The sequence below is a fragment of the Tropicimonas sp. IMCC34011 genome, from assembly GCF_003390865.1.
In the GTDB taxonomy this organism is placed as follows: domain Bacteria; phylum Pseudomonadota; class Alphaproteobacteria; order Rhodobacterales; family Rhodobacteraceae; genus Tropicimonas_B.
This window is the reverse complement of record NZ_QMEJ01000001.1, coordinates 255,995-270,709: the sequence shown is the minus strand read 5'-3', so window position 1 is coordinate 270,709 and position 14,715 is coordinate 255,995. Positions and strand designations below refer to the sequence as shown.

Here is a 14,715-nt window from a genome sequence, read left to right as displayed (position 1 = left end):
TCGCCCCCGTCGTCCGGCTCTTCGGGCCACCATCGAAAACCAGCGCGCGGGCGTGGTCGGTGCGATCACTCCGCGTCCCGTCGCAGACAGCTGGCGGCGAGATCGGCTTCGAGGCACAGGCGCTCATCAGCAGCATCGAGGTCGTCAGGATCAATGCTCGCATCGTCCATCTCCTTTAGGGTGTCACGGTAGGCGGTGGCGGCAGTCTTGATGGCGTCCATCTCCGCCGCTTGATGCCCCTGCCAGCGACCGAGGCCGTAGCCGGCGGCGAGGCAGACTAGCGCTATGGCGGCAGGAGCGAGGATGCGGGAGATCACGACGCCCACCACGTCAGGCGGAAGTTGGGCGCCCGGCGCTCAAACCACGCCCAGGCAGCGAGGGCATACGGCAGGACCATCACGATGACTTCGGCCACTTCGGCCTGCGTCAGATCGCGCGCGACGAGCCACGCATCGAGATCCACGCCGAACACCTGGAGGAGCACCGCCAGCGCGGCGAGGGCGTTAAGCCACGTGGACCGGGCTTTCCACCAAGCGAGAGGCGGGAGGTTCTGATTGCTGCTCATGGGGTCGGCCCCTTTCCAATATCAGCGGTGATTGCGGCGATGCGGTCGTAGGCGGCGGCTTTCCGGGCGATGTCGTCCGGGATGGTGGCGTCAGGCTCAGGAGCGGGCGCAGGAGCGGCGGGAGGGACTTCACCCCACCCTGCGACTTCCAGCGCGGTCGCGAACGCCATGTGATAGGACTGCACGAGATCGTCCGACCCATCGATGCCGTTGACGATCCGGCGCGGGTCCGTCTTCGGCGGGTTGTCGAGGTCGGCCGGGAAGTCGAAATCGGCCAGCTTCTTGCCGGTGAAATGACCCTCGACCATGCCTTCAACCGCGATCCGCGCTGAGACATCCAGCTTGAGCGCATCGGCGTAGTTGGTGATCCCGAACTTGCGATAGTTGTGGTCGTGCGTGATCATGAGTTGGCCACGGCCGAAGGCGCCATTGCGCCAGTACGGTGTCCGGACCCACGTGAGCTGCCCCTTGGCAAAGGCACGATCGAGGCGCGAGATCACTGTCGCATCGCTGGGATTCTTGTCCTTGTGGTGCGGGAATACCGTCTCCTTGACCGGGTACATCCCGCCCCCGGTTTCCCGGTAGACGTTGGCGTTGATGTTCGCCATCCAGTGCAGCGGTAGCCCTTTGCCGGCGTCCAGCAGGGCCTCGGTGCCCTCGACTTGGCGCTGCGTGAGGGACGTGCCGAAGATGCCGTTGTCGCGCTCTCTCAGCGCAGCGAAGAACGCAGACCTGTCCATTGGCAGTGCCTTTCGGTCGGAGATGTCAAATGTGGGTGACGCAGTAGGTCAGGGCCGCGCAGAGGAGCGCGACCCACAGGATCCAGAACGGGTGCATGGGGTCAGCGGCGCCCGAGGATGCCCTTGATCTCGCCGAGCGTCTCGTGAAGCCATGGGTCGAGGCGGTCCAGCTTGTCGGCTGTGTCCGCCTGATGCGCGGTCAGCTTGCCGACCTCACGCTCGAGGCGGCGCATGTCATTCGAAAGGGTGACCATGCCCTTCGCGAGCTCGCTGATCCGCTTCTCGGTGGACGTGGCCTCGGCGTCATTGCCGCCGGCAAGCTCTCCGGTCGGGTGGCCTTTGCGCATCCCCTGGACGCCCCTGTAGACGGCCGCGATGATGGTGCCGAGAACAGTTCCGAGGATCACGGCATCTTCCGGACTCATATTCCCTAGCATTTATCCCGCCCATTGCAGCGACCGGCACACCCGGATGTCGGCACCGCTGCGATATGCGGCTTGTAGATCCGCCCATGCGAGCAGGGCGTAGACGGGAACTCCGGTGGACATCGGGAGCCCGAAAGACACTGTAAGTGGGTCTGTCGTAATCGAGATCGCCGCTATCCAGGGCCAGGCGAAACCGGCGGCGAGCCCCGCAAAAATCGCGGCGCCAACGATCGCCCCGATGAACCTCAGTATCGGAGAACGCCGCCAATGCCCGTTGCGCCAAAGGCCAAACAGCCGCTCTGCTGCAACGATCAAAAGCAGCACGATAAAGATCGTTTCGGTAAACCCCGCGGCAATAAAGCCAGAGTAGGACACCGACATCGAGAGCGTGTCGCCGGGCGTGGCAAGAGCCGCGGCAAGGCCCAGAAGGATCAGGCTGGTCAGCCACTCCAGCCCCCGGCCGTTGGCGACAACCGCGTGGCGCATGGTGCTCATGCGAACCGCCCCATGCCCCAGATACACACGCGACCGGAGGCGATGCTGCCGTTGTCGAAAAACAGACGGACGGCATTTACCGGCGTGGCGCTTTTCCTTCGCCCAGACATTCCGGCTTGGGAAAATTGGCCGCCCGGAAGGCCATAACCGCACTGTCCCGTCACCGTCATGTAGCCGCTCTCGGCCGAGAATATGTCTACGGTCCCAGAGAGGCCCGCACCCGCCGCGCTTCCGATTGTGTACGCGTGCAGCCAAATCTCATCGCTGTTCGCCAGTTTGAACTCGTCACCGCCCGTGTCACTACGTTGCGATCTCCCGGCAAAACTGTAATCCTCCGCACCTTCGTCGAACGAAACGCCTCCGTCAGAACTGGTCCGCAAGTATAGTTTTGCCCCGTCAACTGCCGGAGATGCATTGACAATCTCGACGCGAAAGGTTCGGTACGTCGCGATATCGAGGGCGATGTCTACCTGCGCTAGCCCGGCGGCCGATATGTCCTGCAACAGCGTCGGCGTGTTTGCGAAGTTGGCATCCACATTCCCGCGCGTCGGAAGGTTGCCTTGGTCCACCGACAGGTCATCGTCATCGGTGATCGGGGGGAGATCTTCTTTCGCCGCCCACGCGGTCCACGATGCGCCGGTATCCGACGACGTGCGGGAATAGACGATATCCCGGTCCTCGTTGATGGCGGTCTGCCAAATCCGTGTTCCCGACGATGTGACCTGACCTGTCAGGAGGCCAGCCACCGGGGCGTTCGCGGCGTCCCCATCGTCAAAGACGTAACCTGATCGCGTAGCGGCGTTCCAGTCGGCAATCGGCTCGGAACGCAGGATGTGGTTGTGAAGAGTCCCGACCAGCAGCTTGTAGGCATTGCCCGCCGCGCTCGCTGCGAACAGATCAACATCATCCGCAATCGACGGGATGTCCGCGAAGTCGAGCGGGAAATTGCGATCAGCCATGTCAGCCCCCGAACGCGCCGGACAGGCGCATGGAGGTCATGAAGTCTTCAACCTGGGTGAAATTGCAGCCGTAGCGATCCACCGGGTAGTCCGTCAGCTGCGTGCCGCCGTAGCCGCCGAGCGCGAAGATCAGCCGGTCCTGATCGTTGACGTCGCCATCGTTGTTCTTGGTGATCATCGTGATGGACCGTGAGCGGGGCGTGCGTGCCCAGTTGATCGGCAGACGCACGTCGCCGCGCGCGAAGTTCTTTCCGGAGTTCTGCACGTTCGTCGCATTCGCCGTCACGGTGTCCAGCAGGTTCGCCGCATTCCGCAGGTCCGTGATCGTCGGGATGTTCGACGCGTTCGTAGTGACCCGCGCGAACAGCAGGTCATCATAGGTGCCGTCAAACGCCGTGGCTGTCTCCGACAGGGCTCCGGGATTGTAGCTCGGGTCCGCAAGGCTCTTGAGAACGAACCCACCTGCCGCAGTCCACCGAAGGTGATAGGTCGAGTTGGCGGACGTGCCGAGGTCCGTCTGTGCCGTCGAGACGCGCACGATCCCGCGATGCACGAAGTCCACCCCACCGGGGACGCGCACGATCCCGGAGCCGGGGGACTGCACCCCAAGCTTGTTGTCTGCGGTCTCGACTTCAGCGTGGAACGGCAGGCGCGATTTGGCGATTGCCTCGGTCAAATAGCTGGACGGGTCGCCACCGCCGGTTGCCGCCTCGATCAGCGCGACGATGGAATCCCGCAGGAGGTTGTAATCGGCATCGCTGCCGGTCACGCCCGCCTCGGTCGCAACGGACTTGATCTCAGCTTGATACGTATGGATGAGGCCGTTGAACAACTCCCGATCAGACGGGCCGCAGGGGAACCCGAGCGACTGCTCTTCTGCGTTGGGACGACGGCGTTCGGGAGTGTTCGCCGCGAACGGCGTTGAGAAGTTCGACATGCGGGAAGCCCCTTAGCAGGTGGAGGTATCGACCGGGCAGAGCCAGTCGGAAACGCCGTCAATCGGACGGATGCGCAGGAGGACGTAATCGTCCCCCTCGTGAGTGATCAGATCGCCATCTTCATCGGCGAGACGGTCGGCGCCGGCACAGTCGGCGATATTGCCCCATCCCTCGCCGAAGCCCCAGACAGGCCGCGTCCCGAAATGGAACAAGAGCCGCACACCGAGCGCGACGGGGAGAATGCGCGGCCAGATCTGCAATAGCGGGTCGGTCACGTCGATCTCGTCATCCATCGGGGCTAGGACGATGCGTCCGCCGCCAGACGACAGCACCTCGGCATCCGGCCACACGATGCGCGCGGCCTCAAGCAGGCTGGTGATCTCGAACTGACCAAGGATCTGATAGATGCGGACGCGCAGCATTTGCCGGTAGATCTCGTCATCATCCACGACGAGAAGCCCGAAGCCGGACACGTTGCAGTCGGCCCATGAACTGAGCGGCTCGCAGAACCCGACAATGCCCGGATCGCCGGCCTCGGTGCAGTCAAACCCGAAGACGGGCGTCTCCGAGCAGATGCAGTGCGCTCTTGGCCACCCCAGACGGCGACCGATAAACGTCAGCTGCTCGCCTGTCGCCGTGTCGATATTGAAGGCGGTAAGGATGCCCTCGATCTGTTCCTTCGCGTCCAGCGCCTGCCCCAGCACCGCCTCAGCGACGGAGAGCAAGTTGGGGCTCTCCCTGTACTGCGTCAGCACCCGGTCAATGCGGCTTTGCACGAAGCCCGACATCAGGCGTCTCGCACGTCGATGTTGGCGAGGGCGAGGCTCGCGATCTCGGTAAAGGCGATCCGCGCCGGTTGGTTGACCCCGAGCGGCTCGACATCCGGGCGCTCGCCTTCAACAGTGACCACCTCGACGCTGGGATAAAGCGCCTCCACGATAGACCGGATGGTGTAGAAGGACACGTCCCGGCCGTTCTGGCGGCTGACGGCCCACCCCTCTGCAATCGCTTGCTGGATCGCGGCAAGCGACGGCGCGGGGCAGTCGGCCCGGTCTCGACGCGCATTGACCGTGACCACGATGGATACCGGCACGTCCACGGGGCGCACGACGGGGTAGCTCTGGCAATATCCGCCGGTCAGGGAGTTGATGTAGGTGTTGCCGAAGATGGACACGCCGGGGGCGATGTAGAGCCGCATGGCGTCCGCGATCTCCTCGTCATCCCCGCCGATCACAGCAACGGCGATGCGCCCGGCCGGGAGACCGTTGTCGTCCTCTTGGTCGCCGTAGTTCACAAAGACGCGGCTGTAGGTCACGCCCGTGATCCGGGCGACGGCAGCGTTGATGTCCTGCACATCGACGGACCCGCGCCCCTCGTTCGTGATGGCGGCGCGAAGGGCTTCGTCGGGGCGCCCGTTGCGGTACAGGTTGCGCAGGCGGGCCAGCGTGTCGAGCGCAGCGCCTTCCGCCTGATCGGGGTCGTGCGCCTGATAGACGGCCTCGGAAACCTCGTCCACCTCGGTGACCGCATCGGCGAACAGCCCAATCAACTGCCCGGCAGGGGATTGCGGCGACAGGATGATGTCCGCCCCGAACACCTGCCGGAACGACCGCTCCAGTTCAGCCTTGCGGACGGCAAGCGGCTTCCGGGCATAGCCTTCCGGGGTGACGCCATATTCAGCCATTCGGCACCTCGTCGTAAATAGTGGACACGGCGAAGTCATGCAGTGACATGCCCCGCGTCGTGCGGTCGAAGGTCACGGACATGGCCTCGATCTCGGTCACGCCATCGGTGTCGGCGATCTCTGCCTTGACCAATGCCTCCGCTAGCTCGGCGTCGAACTGGCGCCCCAGGAGCCGAGCGAACCACGGCAGGCCGGCGGTCGTGTCAAGAAACCATTCCCCTTCATGCGTGAGGAGCCGCTGGCGGACGTGCTGCCCGACGGCCTCGGCATCCCGAGCCATCGCAAGGTTGCCAGTCGCATCGAGCGCGAGGTCGTTGGTCGCCGGGTCGATGTAAAATCCCAGGTGCATTAGAGGGCCATCCCATCCAATAGGTCAGCGATCCCGAGCACGGTCGCCTTCTGATCGTGGCTCCAAGCGCCGGAAGATGACCCGCTGCCTACGATGGTCTGCGCATTGGCGAGGCTTCGGAGGGCCGCGGCGATCAAGGTGTAGACGTTGCCCTGCGCCCCCTCGATGGCGATCTTGCCGTCCGCGCTTCCCCGGATGCCGTAATCTCCGGTCGGCCCGAAGCGCAGGTGCAGGTTCTTGGTGTCCACATTTGCCAGCGGCTCGGTGAGCGGATCGCCCCCGGAGATGGAGGCCCGGACGTCGCTGAGGTTGAAGCTGCGCGGGTCATCAATCTCGTCGTCCGTGTCGAAGCTCTCCGTCGAGCGCATCGCCGGGGTCAGCGTCACCCGATCCCCCGCCGTGATCGGGAACGTCATGGCTCCCGCCGCACCGCGGGGCATGTCCACCGGCACGTCCATCAGGTCCGGGATCGGCAGGCGGGTGCCGTCATATCGCCGCTTCGATATCAGCGGACGCACGTCCACTGTCCCGCGCTCGGGGTGCCACGCCGTAACCTCGGCGGGAAACGGTCCCCATTGGTCTTCTCGCTCCCCCTGCGCATAGGCGCCTACGCTGTCCCGGAAGGTGTTCGTGTATCTTCCAAGATAACCCATGTCACACCTCTTACCTAAGGTGAGCCCATGTCACCCCATTCTTAATGTCTTTAATTGCCCCGTGGCTAACGTTCAGGTGCCGAGCAATTGCTCGACCGGACATGCTGCCGAACATTGACCGCGCCCATTTCACTTGATCTTCGGTCAACTTAGATTGGCCGCTGCTTTCTCCGTGCGGCATGGTCCCATGCCCCCACCGGTCCAGCGAGTTTTCTGTCGGAGTGGCCCATCTCAAATGGTTTGGGTTCACACAGCCCTCTCTGCCACGCCCGCAGTTGTGTGCCGCCTGATGCGACGGACTCGGTGGCTCGCCATTGGACAATCGGCAAACTACTCGCGCGGCGTACTGCATCCTACCTTCATAGTGGACCTTGGCCCTGCCATCTCGGATACGAATGAAAGGCCAGATGATGCACGCTTCGTCGGTAGAGCCGATCAGTGACTTAAGATACTCCTGTGCTTCACCGCGGGGTCTAAGCGTTCTAGAACCCCCTAACGGGTCGCCGTGCGCTCTCCACATTTGATAGTGTGCGCTGCACCACCCGCGGGCCAGTGCCGGCTTGCTGCACTCTTCGATTGAGCATAAGGGCTTCTCAGCCATGCGTTCCTCCGATCAGAAACGTTTGGTTAGGGCGTGGAGGCGTGTCACCGTCTCCATGCCCGATATTAACACTCTGATTCGACGGAGTGAATCTCTACCTTTCTCCCTCGTCCACCTTGCCGCCTGAAACGGCCTCGCCTTCGATCCGAGCGATGAAGTTGCCGTCCCGGTTGTCCCCCGCGAAGGTGACGGCCGAGACGCGCACGATGTTGTCCTCGCCGGGCACCTCGCAGTGCTCCGACACGATCTGCACCCGGCGGCCGGGCCGGATCTCCGGGTTCAAGAGCACTTCCGCGCTCACGCCGTTGTCCGTAATCGTCGGCACCCCGATTAGCCCCGTCGCCGCGTCGAAGCGCAGGATCGTCCCGATGTAGCCGTCACCGGGGATCATCTCGAAGGTGCCGTTTTGCAGTGACCAGTAGGACCGCGTTGCGCGCCCGAGCCGGTCCATCTCCCGCCGGGCCGGGCCGGCCATGCTGTAGGGCCGGGCGAAGGCCCCACGCGCCTTGTCTGACAGCACCACCTCGCCCGTGGTCACGCCATACTCCTCGAATCGCCCGCGCACGTAGTCGATCACGTCCTGGACTGGAGTGCCGGCCGGGAAGGTCTTCGAGACGTCTGCGCGCCGCAAAGCCCGGTCCCCGTCGCCGCAATCGAGCGTGGTTATGATGTCGCCGTCCTGCTTTTCGTGACGGACTTCCCGGATCTGGCCTGCGAAGATGACGCCCGTCTGATCATCCCCGTCCGGCGGCAGATACCCCGCTTCGAGCCGCACGTCTTCCAGTTCCCGACCCATTGCGTTCCGGTGCCCCTCGCTGAGGTTCCAGATCTGGATCGAGGCGTCATTCGCGGAGGAGGATAGGGATCGCGACACGCTAAACCCGATCTTGAGGTCTTCGCCGCCCCCTTGCCCCGCGTTGATGACCAGCCCGGACGAACCCACCGCCGTGAGCCGAACCTTGCGCAGGTATTGCAGGCTCATGCCTGATAAAGCTCCACGTCACCGGCCGGCAGGGCCGTGCGGTCTGGCTCTGACAGAGGCCCGGTGCGCGCCGCGAAGATCATGCCGATGCCAAATCCGAAAGGCTTGAGCAGATCAACACCGGTCACGATGCGCCGCCCGCGCAAGACCCACCCGTCATCGATCGCGAGGTCGAAGGACCACCGGTCAATCGTCGGGTTGTGCCGCAGCCGCATGGTGATCCGTCGTCCCGCGATGATCATGCTGAATTGCTGGTCCGGATGATCAGAAACGGTGATGCGCTTCATTGCAGGATCCCCGCCAGGATGGACCGATGCCGCTTGGCCTCCGGCGACGGGCCTTCCGTCACCGCATCTTGAAGCGGCGTGTCGCCCCTATGGACCGTGGATGCCGTGCGCGACTGCGTGGGCGTGTCGCTGGCGGCCTTCTCGGCGCTTGGGGTGGATGCCCCGCCAGCCGTCGAAGGCGCCGCTCCTGTGCCCCCCTGAACGGCAAACCGGGATGTCTCGACAAGCAGCGCCTCCTGCAACTGGATCGAGGCGGCGAGGATCAGCGCCGAGCCGGGGTCGCGTGTGACGGACACGTCCTTGATCAGCATCGAGCGATAGACGTCCAGCCCGGTCACGAGCGTGAAGGGCCGGCGGTCCTGCTGGATGCGCTTGATCACCTGCCATGTCGCTTGAGGGAGCGGCAGTGCGCTGTCCAGCGTGATCTTGCGCGGCTTGCGGTAAGCGTGGTCCACCATTGAGGCGCCGGTCTCGACTGGGTTCTCCGTCATCTCCAGCGTGGAGACGTGCTGCTCCGAAACCGTCACCGGGATCGGCAGCACGGCGACGGGGGAGACGATGATTGCGCTCAATTCGCTCCCTCCGATTGGATGCGAGCGGCGGTGCCAACGGCTGACCCGACGGCCTGACCTGTTGCCTCCGCCGCAGCGCGCGGCGCATCTGTCGCCTGGTTGATGGTCTGCTGGATCGTGATCGGCGCCGAGACGTTGTTATTCGTGACTCGGTGATCGTTCATGGTCGACTGGACAGAGCCTGCCCCGAGTTGGTGATTGATCTCTCCGACGCGCTCTTCAAACGCATTGGGCTCCGTGATCTCGATACTGGTGGGGCCTCCACCCTTGCCGCCGCCGTATTTCTTCTTGGACCACTCTACCACCATTAGGTCGAGCTTCTTGCGCATGGCCTCGACATCAAACTCGGGTTGCTGCGGCTTGCTGAGAAGGCCGATGTTGGGGAGAAGATCGAGCGACCTGAAGCGATCTTCCCACCCCTTCGTTGAGTCAAAGAACCCAGTGAGAGACTTCAGCTTCTCACCGAGGCCGTCGGCCGCGGCGTTGATGCCCTCAAGAGCGGCGCGCATGGCCTCTAGAACTTTGTTGGCATTCGCGCCATCCGTTTCGACCAGTCCAGTCCAGCGTTTGAACCAGTCCAAGAATCTACCGAGGACGCTGTCATCGCCGTTCATGTAGGACAGGAAATCCTCAATTGCGGCGAGCACAAAGCTGAGGACTGCCATGGATCGGATGAACGGCGAGAACCAGATAGCTAGGGCCGCGAATGCGCCGGCAAAAGCCTGAAGGCGTGGCCCCCACTCATCATCCGCGAACAAGTCGCGCAGCGTCCCCATGTGCCGCGCCAGCCGCTCGACTGTATCCCGGCCGATATTCACGACTGTGGTGAAGGCGTCCGAGAACCCTTGCGCCCACCGGTCCAGATTGCCCTGCTCGTCCATGCGCTGGATCCAGCCCAGCAGGCTATCGAGTTGCCCCGTGACCACATCGAAGAACCCGGCGTCTGCGATCCGACGCTGAAAGTCCGTCCACGAATCCTGAATGTTGGACACCATGCCGGAGAACGTTCGGCTTTGCTTGTCCATCGCGCCGGAGAAGCGTTCGCCAAAGTTGTCCAGCAGGAAGCGCCGAACGTCCTCACCGTTCTTCTTCACGACCTCCTGGAGTTGCTCGCCGTTCCGCGTATAACTGAACGTCACCTCGTCGCCGGCTTGTTGTGCCGTGATGCCGAACTCTCTCAGGCGCTCGAACTGGAAGGTCGACGCATCCGTAAACGCCTCCACCGCCTGCATGAGCGGCTTGTTCATGGCCGACGCCGTGTCGCCAAGGGTCCGCATGGCGTCGTCAGCAACAGGGTCGATGCCTTGCGACTTGAGGCGCACGAACGCATCAGTCAGGCCCGCGATCTCGTATGGCGTCGTGCGGGCAAACTCCGAGATCCAGTCCATCGACTGTTCTGCCTTCGCCGCGGACCCCTCGATAGTCTCCAGCTGGACGGCAAACCCTTCGAATTGCGCTGCCGTGTTGACCACGGAGCGGCCCATGAAGCCTAGACCGGTCGCTACCGCAGCACCGGCCACAGCCACAGCCCGTCCCGCGACAGTGGCAAAAGTGTTCATCTTTCGGTTAAGGTTGTCCAAACTGGCTTCAAACCGCCGCCGATCTGCTTCGCCGCGCATGTCGTAACCAATAATGGCGATCAGCTCGTCAACGATCATAAGGAGACACCCATGGCTTTAATGAGAACAGCGACCATTGCCGCTTTTTCCTCGTGCATCTTCGGCGCCGCTGCCGCGCAAAACGTTGAAGACTGGCGCACTGAAGCAACCCGTCTTTTCCTCGAAGACAACACGACCTCGGTCGTTGAAGCGATGTTCACGGCAGACCGCAGTTTCTGGATCTCGATGCGGGACAACGGCAGCCGCCGAGATGGCTTTGCAGAGTATGCCTGCATAGCTCTGCACGACTTCGGAATGCCCTACGGGGAAACGGTCATCATCAGCGTGTGGGACGCTTATGCGATGGCTCAGGGCGACTTAGTGAAGATCGGTGAGAACCATTGTGAGTTGCGGCAGCCCGGCTAGCGCTTCCCCCGATCCCGCTTCGCCTTGATCGCCATCGCGTCCCGGACGTCCAGCAACTCGTGGGCGTCCAACACGTTCTCCACCGTGATGAACTCATGCAGGTCGCGCATGGTGTAAATCGGAGGGTCTGCCTGAACCGGACGGTACAGGAACCAGTCGATATTCGGCGCGATCCGCTCGACCTCCGCCGGGCTTAGTGCGCTTTCGCCCCCATGAGGCGGCCGGCCGCGCCTGCGGGAAAAAAAGCCCCGAGGGCCTCCTTCAGGACGAAGCCGATCAGCGGGTAGAGGTCCGCCGGGCGCTCCGTCATGTCGCCCTCGAAGTCGGTTGTGGTCCAGTCGCCGGAGGGCGCTTTCCACTCGGACTTGGCAACGATCTCGCCAGCCAGCTGCACCACTGCGTCGGGATCGCACCGCTCGAACGCCATGCCAACCGCCGACATGACCGCAGCGTTCGCCTTCGCCTTGACGTCCATATCGTCCGAGACGCCAGCCGCGACGGCGAGAACCATGTCCTCCAGGCCCGGCCCCAGCATCTTGCCGATGCGAACCTTCATCCGCAGAGCCTCAGGCGCCGTCACCCGACCTACGCGGTACGTCGTGTTGTTGATCCGCTTTTCGGCCATTAGCGGGCCTCATTCGGGATGCTGGGGGCATAGTCGCCGGCCACGATGACCCACTCGCGCACGGTGGCGTTCTGGCCCTTCTGGACGGTAGGCGCCTGCTCGATCCAGCACCCCGTCGCGGAGCCGCCCTCGCCCGAGCCGATGTCCTTGAACGACAGCGGGAACGCCCGGCGCACCCCCGCGCTGGACTGCACGTCCTTCTCCATCAGCTGCCGGTGCGTCGGCGACGTGTGCATCAGCCTCAGGGTGAAGCGCGCGGCTTTGTTCGTGGACCCGGAAAAGATGCTGTCCCCGCTGGCACCCACGCGCATCTCGCCGCGGTTCGCCATCGGCGCGACCTCGAAGGCGTTGTCTCCCTCGTCCATGCCTCGCACGGTGCGACCATCGAGGGTGATCGACACTTGGTCGAACGAATAGGCTGTGTGAAGTCCGGCCATGTCCTAGCCCTCCTTAATATGAGATCGAAAATTCAACGCTGGCGAAGTGCACAGCGCCGGCATACCGGAAGCCCACTTCGATGGTCGGGAACACGCGGGCCTGCCGCTGCGCTGCGTCGATGTCGGCGATCTCGGGCGCGGTGATCGTGTACGGCGCCAGGAACTCCCCGTTTTCGTCGTCGTAGACGCGGGCGATGTGGCCGCTCTGCTGAGCCTGGAGCATCACTTCGCGGATGGCGCTCGTCAGCATGGCGATGCCGAGGTCGTCATAGGGCACGACGTCGTTGTTCGCGAAGACGGACAGGATCTTCTCCCGCCCGCGCGCCGCCAGCCAGTACCGGAAGTGCACCTCATCGATGAAGGTGTTCGGCGTCAGGGTCATGCCGGTTTGCAGCTGAGGCAGCTCGCCGATCTCGACATAGACGTTCGCGCAATGCCCGTTGGCATCGTCTGCGCCCACGCCGGCGGTCAGACCGGTGATCGCGTTGAAGTCGCTGACGGGGATGTTCTCGGGTGTGATGAGACGCAGGCGCTTGAAGGCCGCGGTATAGTGGCTGTCCGCCTGATCGAGGCTCCGCGCCGCCAGCGTGGCCGCGAGCGCCATGTCGGGATACTCGGCGGCGGTGGACGAGTAGACGACGGCGGTGTTGATCACCTGATCCTTGTTCACCGCTGCGATGTTCGTGGCGTCGGCGCTGTCCTTCAGGTTCGGATCGTTGGACGCGATGACAGCGATGCGCTCCTCGGTCTCCGTCCAGTCGATCAGACCTTGCAGCGCAGCGGTATCGCGCAGCGTGGCCTCGGGGACGGCCCAGAACCAGTTTGCGTCGTAGTCGCGGATCGCATCCAGTTCGTCGGAGAGGCCGGCGGCGTCGATATCCGTGGGGTCGTAGTAGGCCACTTTGATCTGCGACGGGCGCGGGTTCTGGGAGAACGCGAACTGAGCGGCCTTGTAGAAGGCGTCAGCGGCGTCCCAGTCGTTCGCGACCTCAGGCATGGAACCATAGGCGCGCGTCCGGATGTCGGACGTCAGTTTTCCGGCCTTGGTGACCGACGTGAGAAACAGCGGAATGCCGAAGCCGCGGCGCGGCGGAAAGCGGTCATTGGCCCTGACGGTGACGTTCACCACCAGGCTTGCGGGAAGGGTCATGGGCTTGCCTCGAAGTTGATGGCGGGAACGGTTGCCTCGGCTACTTCGCCGGGACGGCTCTCACGGTGGATGCCGTGACAGATCACGCGGACAGAGGCGCGGGGCTCCCATCCGGTCTGGATTTTCTCGGGCACGAACTGAGCGCGCCCGACCTCATGCAGGCGGTAGGGCGCGAGGCTCTCCGTCGCGCGGGGCAGGTGCTTTACGCCAGAGAGCGGCGCGAGGAGTGCCATCGGGTCCGGGCCGTAAGCCTGCACTGTCACACGCCACTCGACGTCATGGACGGCCTCGACAATCGGCGCCCCGTCCGCCTCGCCGTAGATGACGTCACGCGGGGTCTGGGACAGGATCAGGCGATCCGTGATGTTGCTGGTCAGGTACGGTAGGTCAGGCCGATGCCCCGACTGGTACGCCTTGATGACGGTCACCCCAAGCAAAGGCCCAAGCCACCGATTGAATGTGTCGTGAAAGCTCACTTCGCGAGCCCCAAGAGTGCCTTGCGATGCGTCCGCCACGGCGCGACGGACAGCACCCGGAAGGGTTTCCCCTTGAACTCCGCGGCCCCGGTGACCGTGTCGTCCTCTGTGATGTCCTCACGGGTCCACAGGCTGAACTCTGCCTCTTCGCGTACGCCCTCCGGCGCGTCTCGAAGATCCTTGTCGCTGGCCGGCTGGACGGCCGCCAGAATGGTCTCGGAGGCTGCGGTTCCGGGGAGGTAATCGCCCGCATCGTTGTACGTGCCGCGCACCTGTCGGGAGCGCGTGACAGGCTGGGCGAAATGCTCGATTGCTGCGCTCATCGGTCAACCTTGAATGTGACGGAGTTGCGCATCCGCCCGCTATCAACGAGGGGGTTTTCAGACCCCTTTTGCCGGATGGTCGAAGGTGCGTTAGCCGGGGTGCTAAGCTCTTCTATCTCGTTGCTGATGTCGGCGGCCGCGCGGTTCCCCAGCAACTGCATCACGGTCGACATGCTGGTCTCGCCGCGGAGGATCTTGCGAGCGCTGCGCCTCATGGCGTCCCGGTACTTGTCCCGGTTGTCGCGCATGGCGTTGTCGAGGAACGGACGTTCGGGGATGGTGCGCGTGCCGAAGTGGTTCCAGATCGCGATATCCATGATGTCGCCGGGCGCCGTGCCCGCCGGGAACCCCACCTTCACCCGCGACGGGCCAGTGGGCGCCTTGGGGATGCGCCGGTGGCGGGTCCGTTTCACCTGTACCTTGAACATCG

At 63.7% G+C, this 14,715-nt stretch carries 22 protein-coding genes; 1 reads left to right on the top strand and 21 read right to left on the bottom strand.

Annotation, left to right across the window (positions count from 1 at the left end):
• Positions 1–65: 65 nt before the first annotated feature.
• From DQG15_RS01370 to DQG15_RS01300, 15 genes are all read right to left on the bottom strand, one after another.
• The gene (locus DQG15_RS01370) at positions 66–326 is read right to left on the bottom strand and encodes a hypothetical protein (protein WP_116082138.1); all 261 of its coding nucleotides are present in this window, start codon (positions 324–326) and stop codon (positions 66–68) included.
• A complete protein-coding gene (locus tag DQG15_RS01365; RefSeq protein ID WP_116082137.1) occupies positions 314–565 on the bottom strand; it encodes a hypothetical protein in 252 nt (83 codons plus the stop codon). The genes DQG15_RS01370 and DQG15_RS01365 overlap by 13 nt, the downstream gene beginning before the upstream one ends.
• Positions 562–1,305, bottom strand: coding sequence for a hypothetical protein (locus DQG15_RS01360; RefSeq protein ID WP_116082135.1), 744 nt, complete (start codon positions 1,303–1,305; stop codon positions 562–564). Before DQG15_RS01360 ends, DQG15_RS01365 begins: the two co-directional genes overlap by 4 nt.
• A gap of 101 nt (positions 1,306–1,406) precedes the next feature.
• On the bottom strand, positions 1,407–1,730 hold the full coding sequence (locus DQG15_RS01355; RefSeq protein WP_116082134.1) for a hypothetical protein: 324 nt from the start codon (positions 1,728–1,730) through the stop codon (positions 1,407–1,409).
• A 12-nt stretch (positions 1,731–1,742) separates the two neighbouring features.
• Positions 1,743–2,225: a hypothetical protein gene (locus DQG15_RS01350; protein WP_116082132.1), complete on the bottom strand. Its 483-nt coding sequence runs from the start codon at positions 2,223–2,225 to the stop codon at positions 1,743–1,745.
• On the bottom strand, positions 2,222–3,184 hold the full coding sequence (locus tag DQG15_RS01345; protein WP_116082131.1) for a pyocin knob domain-containing protein: 963 nt from the start codon (positions 3,182–3,184) through the stop codon (positions 2,222–2,224). The genes DQG15_RS01350 and DQG15_RS01345 overlap by 4 nt, the downstream gene beginning before the upstream one ends.
• A 1-nt stretch (position 3,185) precedes the next feature.
• Positions 3,186–4,121, bottom strand: a complete 936-nt coding sequence (locus DQG15_RS01340) for a hypothetical protein (protein ID WP_116082129.1) — start codon at positions 4,119–4,121, stop codon at positions 3,186–3,188.
• A 12-nt stretch (positions 4,122–4,133) separates the two neighbouring features.
• Positions 4,134–4,898, bottom strand: a complete 765-nt coding sequence (locus DQG15_RS01335; protein ID WP_232830659.1) for a DUF2612 domain-containing protein — start codon at positions 4,896–4,898, stop codon at positions 4,134–4,136.
• Positions 4,899–4,909: 11 nt separating this feature from the next.
• Positions 4,910–5,806 (bottom strand): hypothetical protein, encoded by an 897-nt coding sequence (locus DQG15_RS01330; protein WP_116082126.1) that lies wholly within the window; start codon positions 5,804–5,806, stop codon positions 4,910–4,912.
• A complete protein-coding gene (locus DQG15_RS01325; protein WP_116082125.1) occupies positions 5,799–6,155 on the bottom strand; it encodes a hypothetical protein in 357 nt (118 codons plus the stop codon). The genes DQG15_RS01330 and DQG15_RS01325 overlap by 8 nt, the downstream gene beginning before the upstream one ends.
• On the bottom strand, positions 6,155–6,808 hold the full coding sequence (locus DQG15_RS01320; RefSeq protein ID WP_157968864.1) for a Gp138 family membrane-puncturing spike protein: 654 nt from the start codon (positions 6,806–6,808) through the stop codon (positions 6,155–6,157). The genes DQG15_RS01325 and DQG15_RS01320 overlap by 1 nt, the downstream gene beginning before the upstream one ends.
• A gap of 695 nt (positions 6,809–7,503) precedes the next feature.
• Positions 7,504–8,391, bottom strand: coding sequence for a hypothetical protein (locus DQG15_RS01315; RefSeq protein ID WP_116082121.1), 888 nt, complete (start codon positions 8,389–8,391; stop codon positions 7,504–7,506).
• The gene (locus DQG15_RS01310; protein WP_116082120.1) at positions 8,388–8,678 is read right to left on the bottom strand and encodes a hypothetical protein; all 291 of its coding nucleotides are present in this window, start codon (positions 8,676–8,678) and stop codon (positions 8,388–8,390) included. The genes DQG15_RS01315 and DQG15_RS01310 overlap by 4 nt, the downstream gene beginning before the upstream one ends.
• A complete protein-coding gene (locus DQG15_RS01305; RefSeq protein ID WP_116082118.1) occupies positions 8,675–9,250 on the bottom strand; it encodes a phage baseplate protein in 576 nt (191 codons plus the stop codon). The genes DQG15_RS01310 and DQG15_RS01305 overlap by 4 nt, the downstream gene beginning before the upstream one ends.
• Positions 9,247–10,908: a tape measure protein gene (locus DQG15_RS01300; RefSeq protein ID WP_116082117.1), complete on the bottom strand. Its 1,662-nt coding sequence runs from the start codon at positions 10,906–10,908 to the stop codon at positions 9,247–9,249. The genes DQG15_RS01305 and DQG15_RS01300 overlap by 4 nt, the downstream gene beginning before the upstream one ends.
• A 12-nt stretch (positions 10,909–10,920) precedes the next feature.
• Here DQG15_RS01300 and DQG15_RS01295 point away from each other — a divergent pair, with 12 nt between their 5' ends.
• On the top strand, positions 10,921–11,274 hold the full coding sequence (locus DQG15_RS01295) for a hypothetical protein (protein ID WP_116082115.1): 354 nt from the start codon (positions 10,921–10,923) through the stop codon (positions 11,272–11,274).
• A gap of 193 nt (positions 11,275–11,467) precedes the next feature.
• On the opposite strand, the gene DQG15_RS18335 is transcribed toward DQG15_RS01295, so the two are convergent.
• From DQG15_RS18335 to DQG15_RS01265, 6 genes are read right to left on the bottom strand one after another with little or no spacing between them, the layout of a single operon-like run.
• Entirely contained in the window at positions 11,468–11,899 is a 432-nt protein-coding gene (locus DQG15_RS18335) for a phage tail assembly chaperone (RefSeq protein WP_198665047.1), read from the bottom strand.
• Positions 11,899–12,336, bottom strand: a complete 438-nt coding sequence (locus tag DQG15_RS01285) for a phage protein (protein ID WP_116082112.1) — start codon at positions 12,334–12,336, stop codon at positions 11,899–11,901. The genes DQG15_RS18335 and DQG15_RS01285 overlap by 1 nt, the downstream gene beginning before the upstream one ends.
• Before the next feature lie 13 nt (positions 12,337–12,349).
• Positions 12,350–13,486 carry a DUF3383 family protein gene (locus tag DQG15_RS01280; RefSeq protein WP_116082111.1) on the bottom strand — a complete coding sequence of 379 codons (1,137 nt, stop codon included), beginning with the start codon at positions 13,484–13,486 and terminating at the stop codon, positions 12,350–12,352.
• A complete protein-coding gene (locus DQG15_RS01275) occupies positions 13,483–13,914 on the bottom strand; it encodes a hypothetical protein (protein WP_157968863.1) in 432 nt (143 codons plus the stop codon). The genes DQG15_RS01280 and DQG15_RS01275 overlap by 4 nt, the downstream gene beginning before the upstream one ends.
• Positions 13,915–13,958: 44 nt before the next feature.
• Complete coding sequence (locus DQG15_RS01270) at positions 13,959–14,285, bottom strand: hypothetical protein (RefSeq protein WP_116082107.1); 327 nt, start codon at positions 14,283–14,285, stop codon at positions 13,959–13,961.
• Positions 14,282–14,713: a hypothetical protein gene (locus DQG15_RS01265; RefSeq protein ID WP_116082106.1), complete on the bottom strand. Its 432-nt coding sequence runs from the start codon at positions 14,711–14,713 to the stop codon at positions 14,282–14,284. The genes DQG15_RS01270 and DQG15_RS01265 overlap by 4 nt, the downstream gene beginning before the upstream one ends.
• Between the last annotated feature and the right edge of the window lie 2 nt (positions 14,714–14,715).

Bases quoted from the DNA above. Each gene is read 5' to 3' on its own strand.
- DQG15_RS01365 (WP_116082137.1), bottom strand. From the start codon at position 565: ATGAGCAGCAATCAGAACCTCCCGCCTCTCGCTTGGTGGAAAGCCCGG.
- DQG15_RS01360 (WP_116082135.1), bottom strand. From the start codon at position 1,305: ATGGACAGGTCTGCGTTCTTCGCTGCGCTGAGAGAGCGCGACAACGGC.
- DQG15_RS01355 (WP_116082134.1), bottom strand. From the start codon at position 1,730: ATGAGTCCGGAAGATGCCGTGATCCTCGGAACTGTTCTCGGCACCATC.
- DQG15_RS01350 (WP_116082132.1), bottom strand. From the start codon at position 2,225: ATGAGCACCATGCGCCACGCGGTTGTCGCCAACGGCCGGGGGCTGGAG.
- DQG15_RS01345 (WP_116082131.1), bottom strand. From the start codon at position 3,184: ATGGCTGATCGCAATTTCCCGCTCGACTTCGCGGACATCCCGTCGATT.
- DQG15_RS01340 (WP_116082129.1), bottom strand. From the start codon at position 4,121: ATGTCGAACTTCTCAACGCCGTTCGCGGCGAACACTCCCGAACGCCGT.
- DQG15_RS01330 (WP_116082126.1), bottom strand. From the start codon at position 5,806: ATGGCTGAATATGGCGTCACCCCGGAAGGCTATGCCCGGAAGCCGCTT.
- DQG15_RS01325 (WP_116082125.1), bottom strand. From the start codon at position 6,155: ATGCACCTGGGATTTTACATCGACCCGGCGACCAACGACCTCGCGCTC.
- DQG15_RS01320 (WP_157968864.1), bottom strand. From the start codon at position 6,808: ATGGGTTATCTTGGAAGATACACGAACACCTTCCGGGACAGCGTAGGC.
- DQG15_RS01315 (WP_116082121.1), bottom strand. From the start codon at position 8,391: ATGAGCCTGCAATACCTGCGCAAGGTTCGGCTCACGGCGGTGGGTTCG.
- DQG15_RS01310 (WP_116082120.1), bottom strand. From the start codon at position 8,678: ATGAAGCGCATCACCGTTTCTGATCATCCGGACCAGCAATTCAGCATG.
- DQG15_RS01300 (WP_116082117.1), bottom strand. From the start codon at position 10,908: ATGATCGTTGACGAGCTGATCGCCATTATTGGTTACGACATGCGCGGC.
- DQG15_RS01295 (WP_116082115.1), top strand. From the start codon at position 10,921: ATGGCTTTAATGAGAACAGCGACCATTGCCGCTTTTTCCTCGTGCATC.
- DQG15_RS18335 (WP_198665047.1), bottom strand. From the start codon at position 11,899: ATGGCCGAAAAGCGGATCAACAACACGACGTACCGCGTAGGTCGGGTG.
- DQG15_RS01285 (WP_116082112.1), bottom strand. From the start codon at position 12,336: ATGGCCGGACTTCACACAGCCTATTCGTTCGACCAAGTGTCGATCACC.
- DQG15_RS01280 (WP_116082111.1), bottom strand. From the start codon at position 13,486: ATGACCCTTCCCGCAAGCCTGGTGGTGAACGTCACCGTCAGGGCCAAT.
- DQG15_RS01270 (WP_116082107.1), bottom strand. From the start codon at position 14,285: ATGAGCGCAGCAATCGAGCATTTCGCCCAGCCTGTCACGCGCTCCCGA.
- DQG15_RS01265 (WP_116082106.1), bottom strand. From the start codon at position 14,713: ATGTTCAAGGTACAGGTGAAACGGACCCGCCACCGGCGCATCCCCAAG.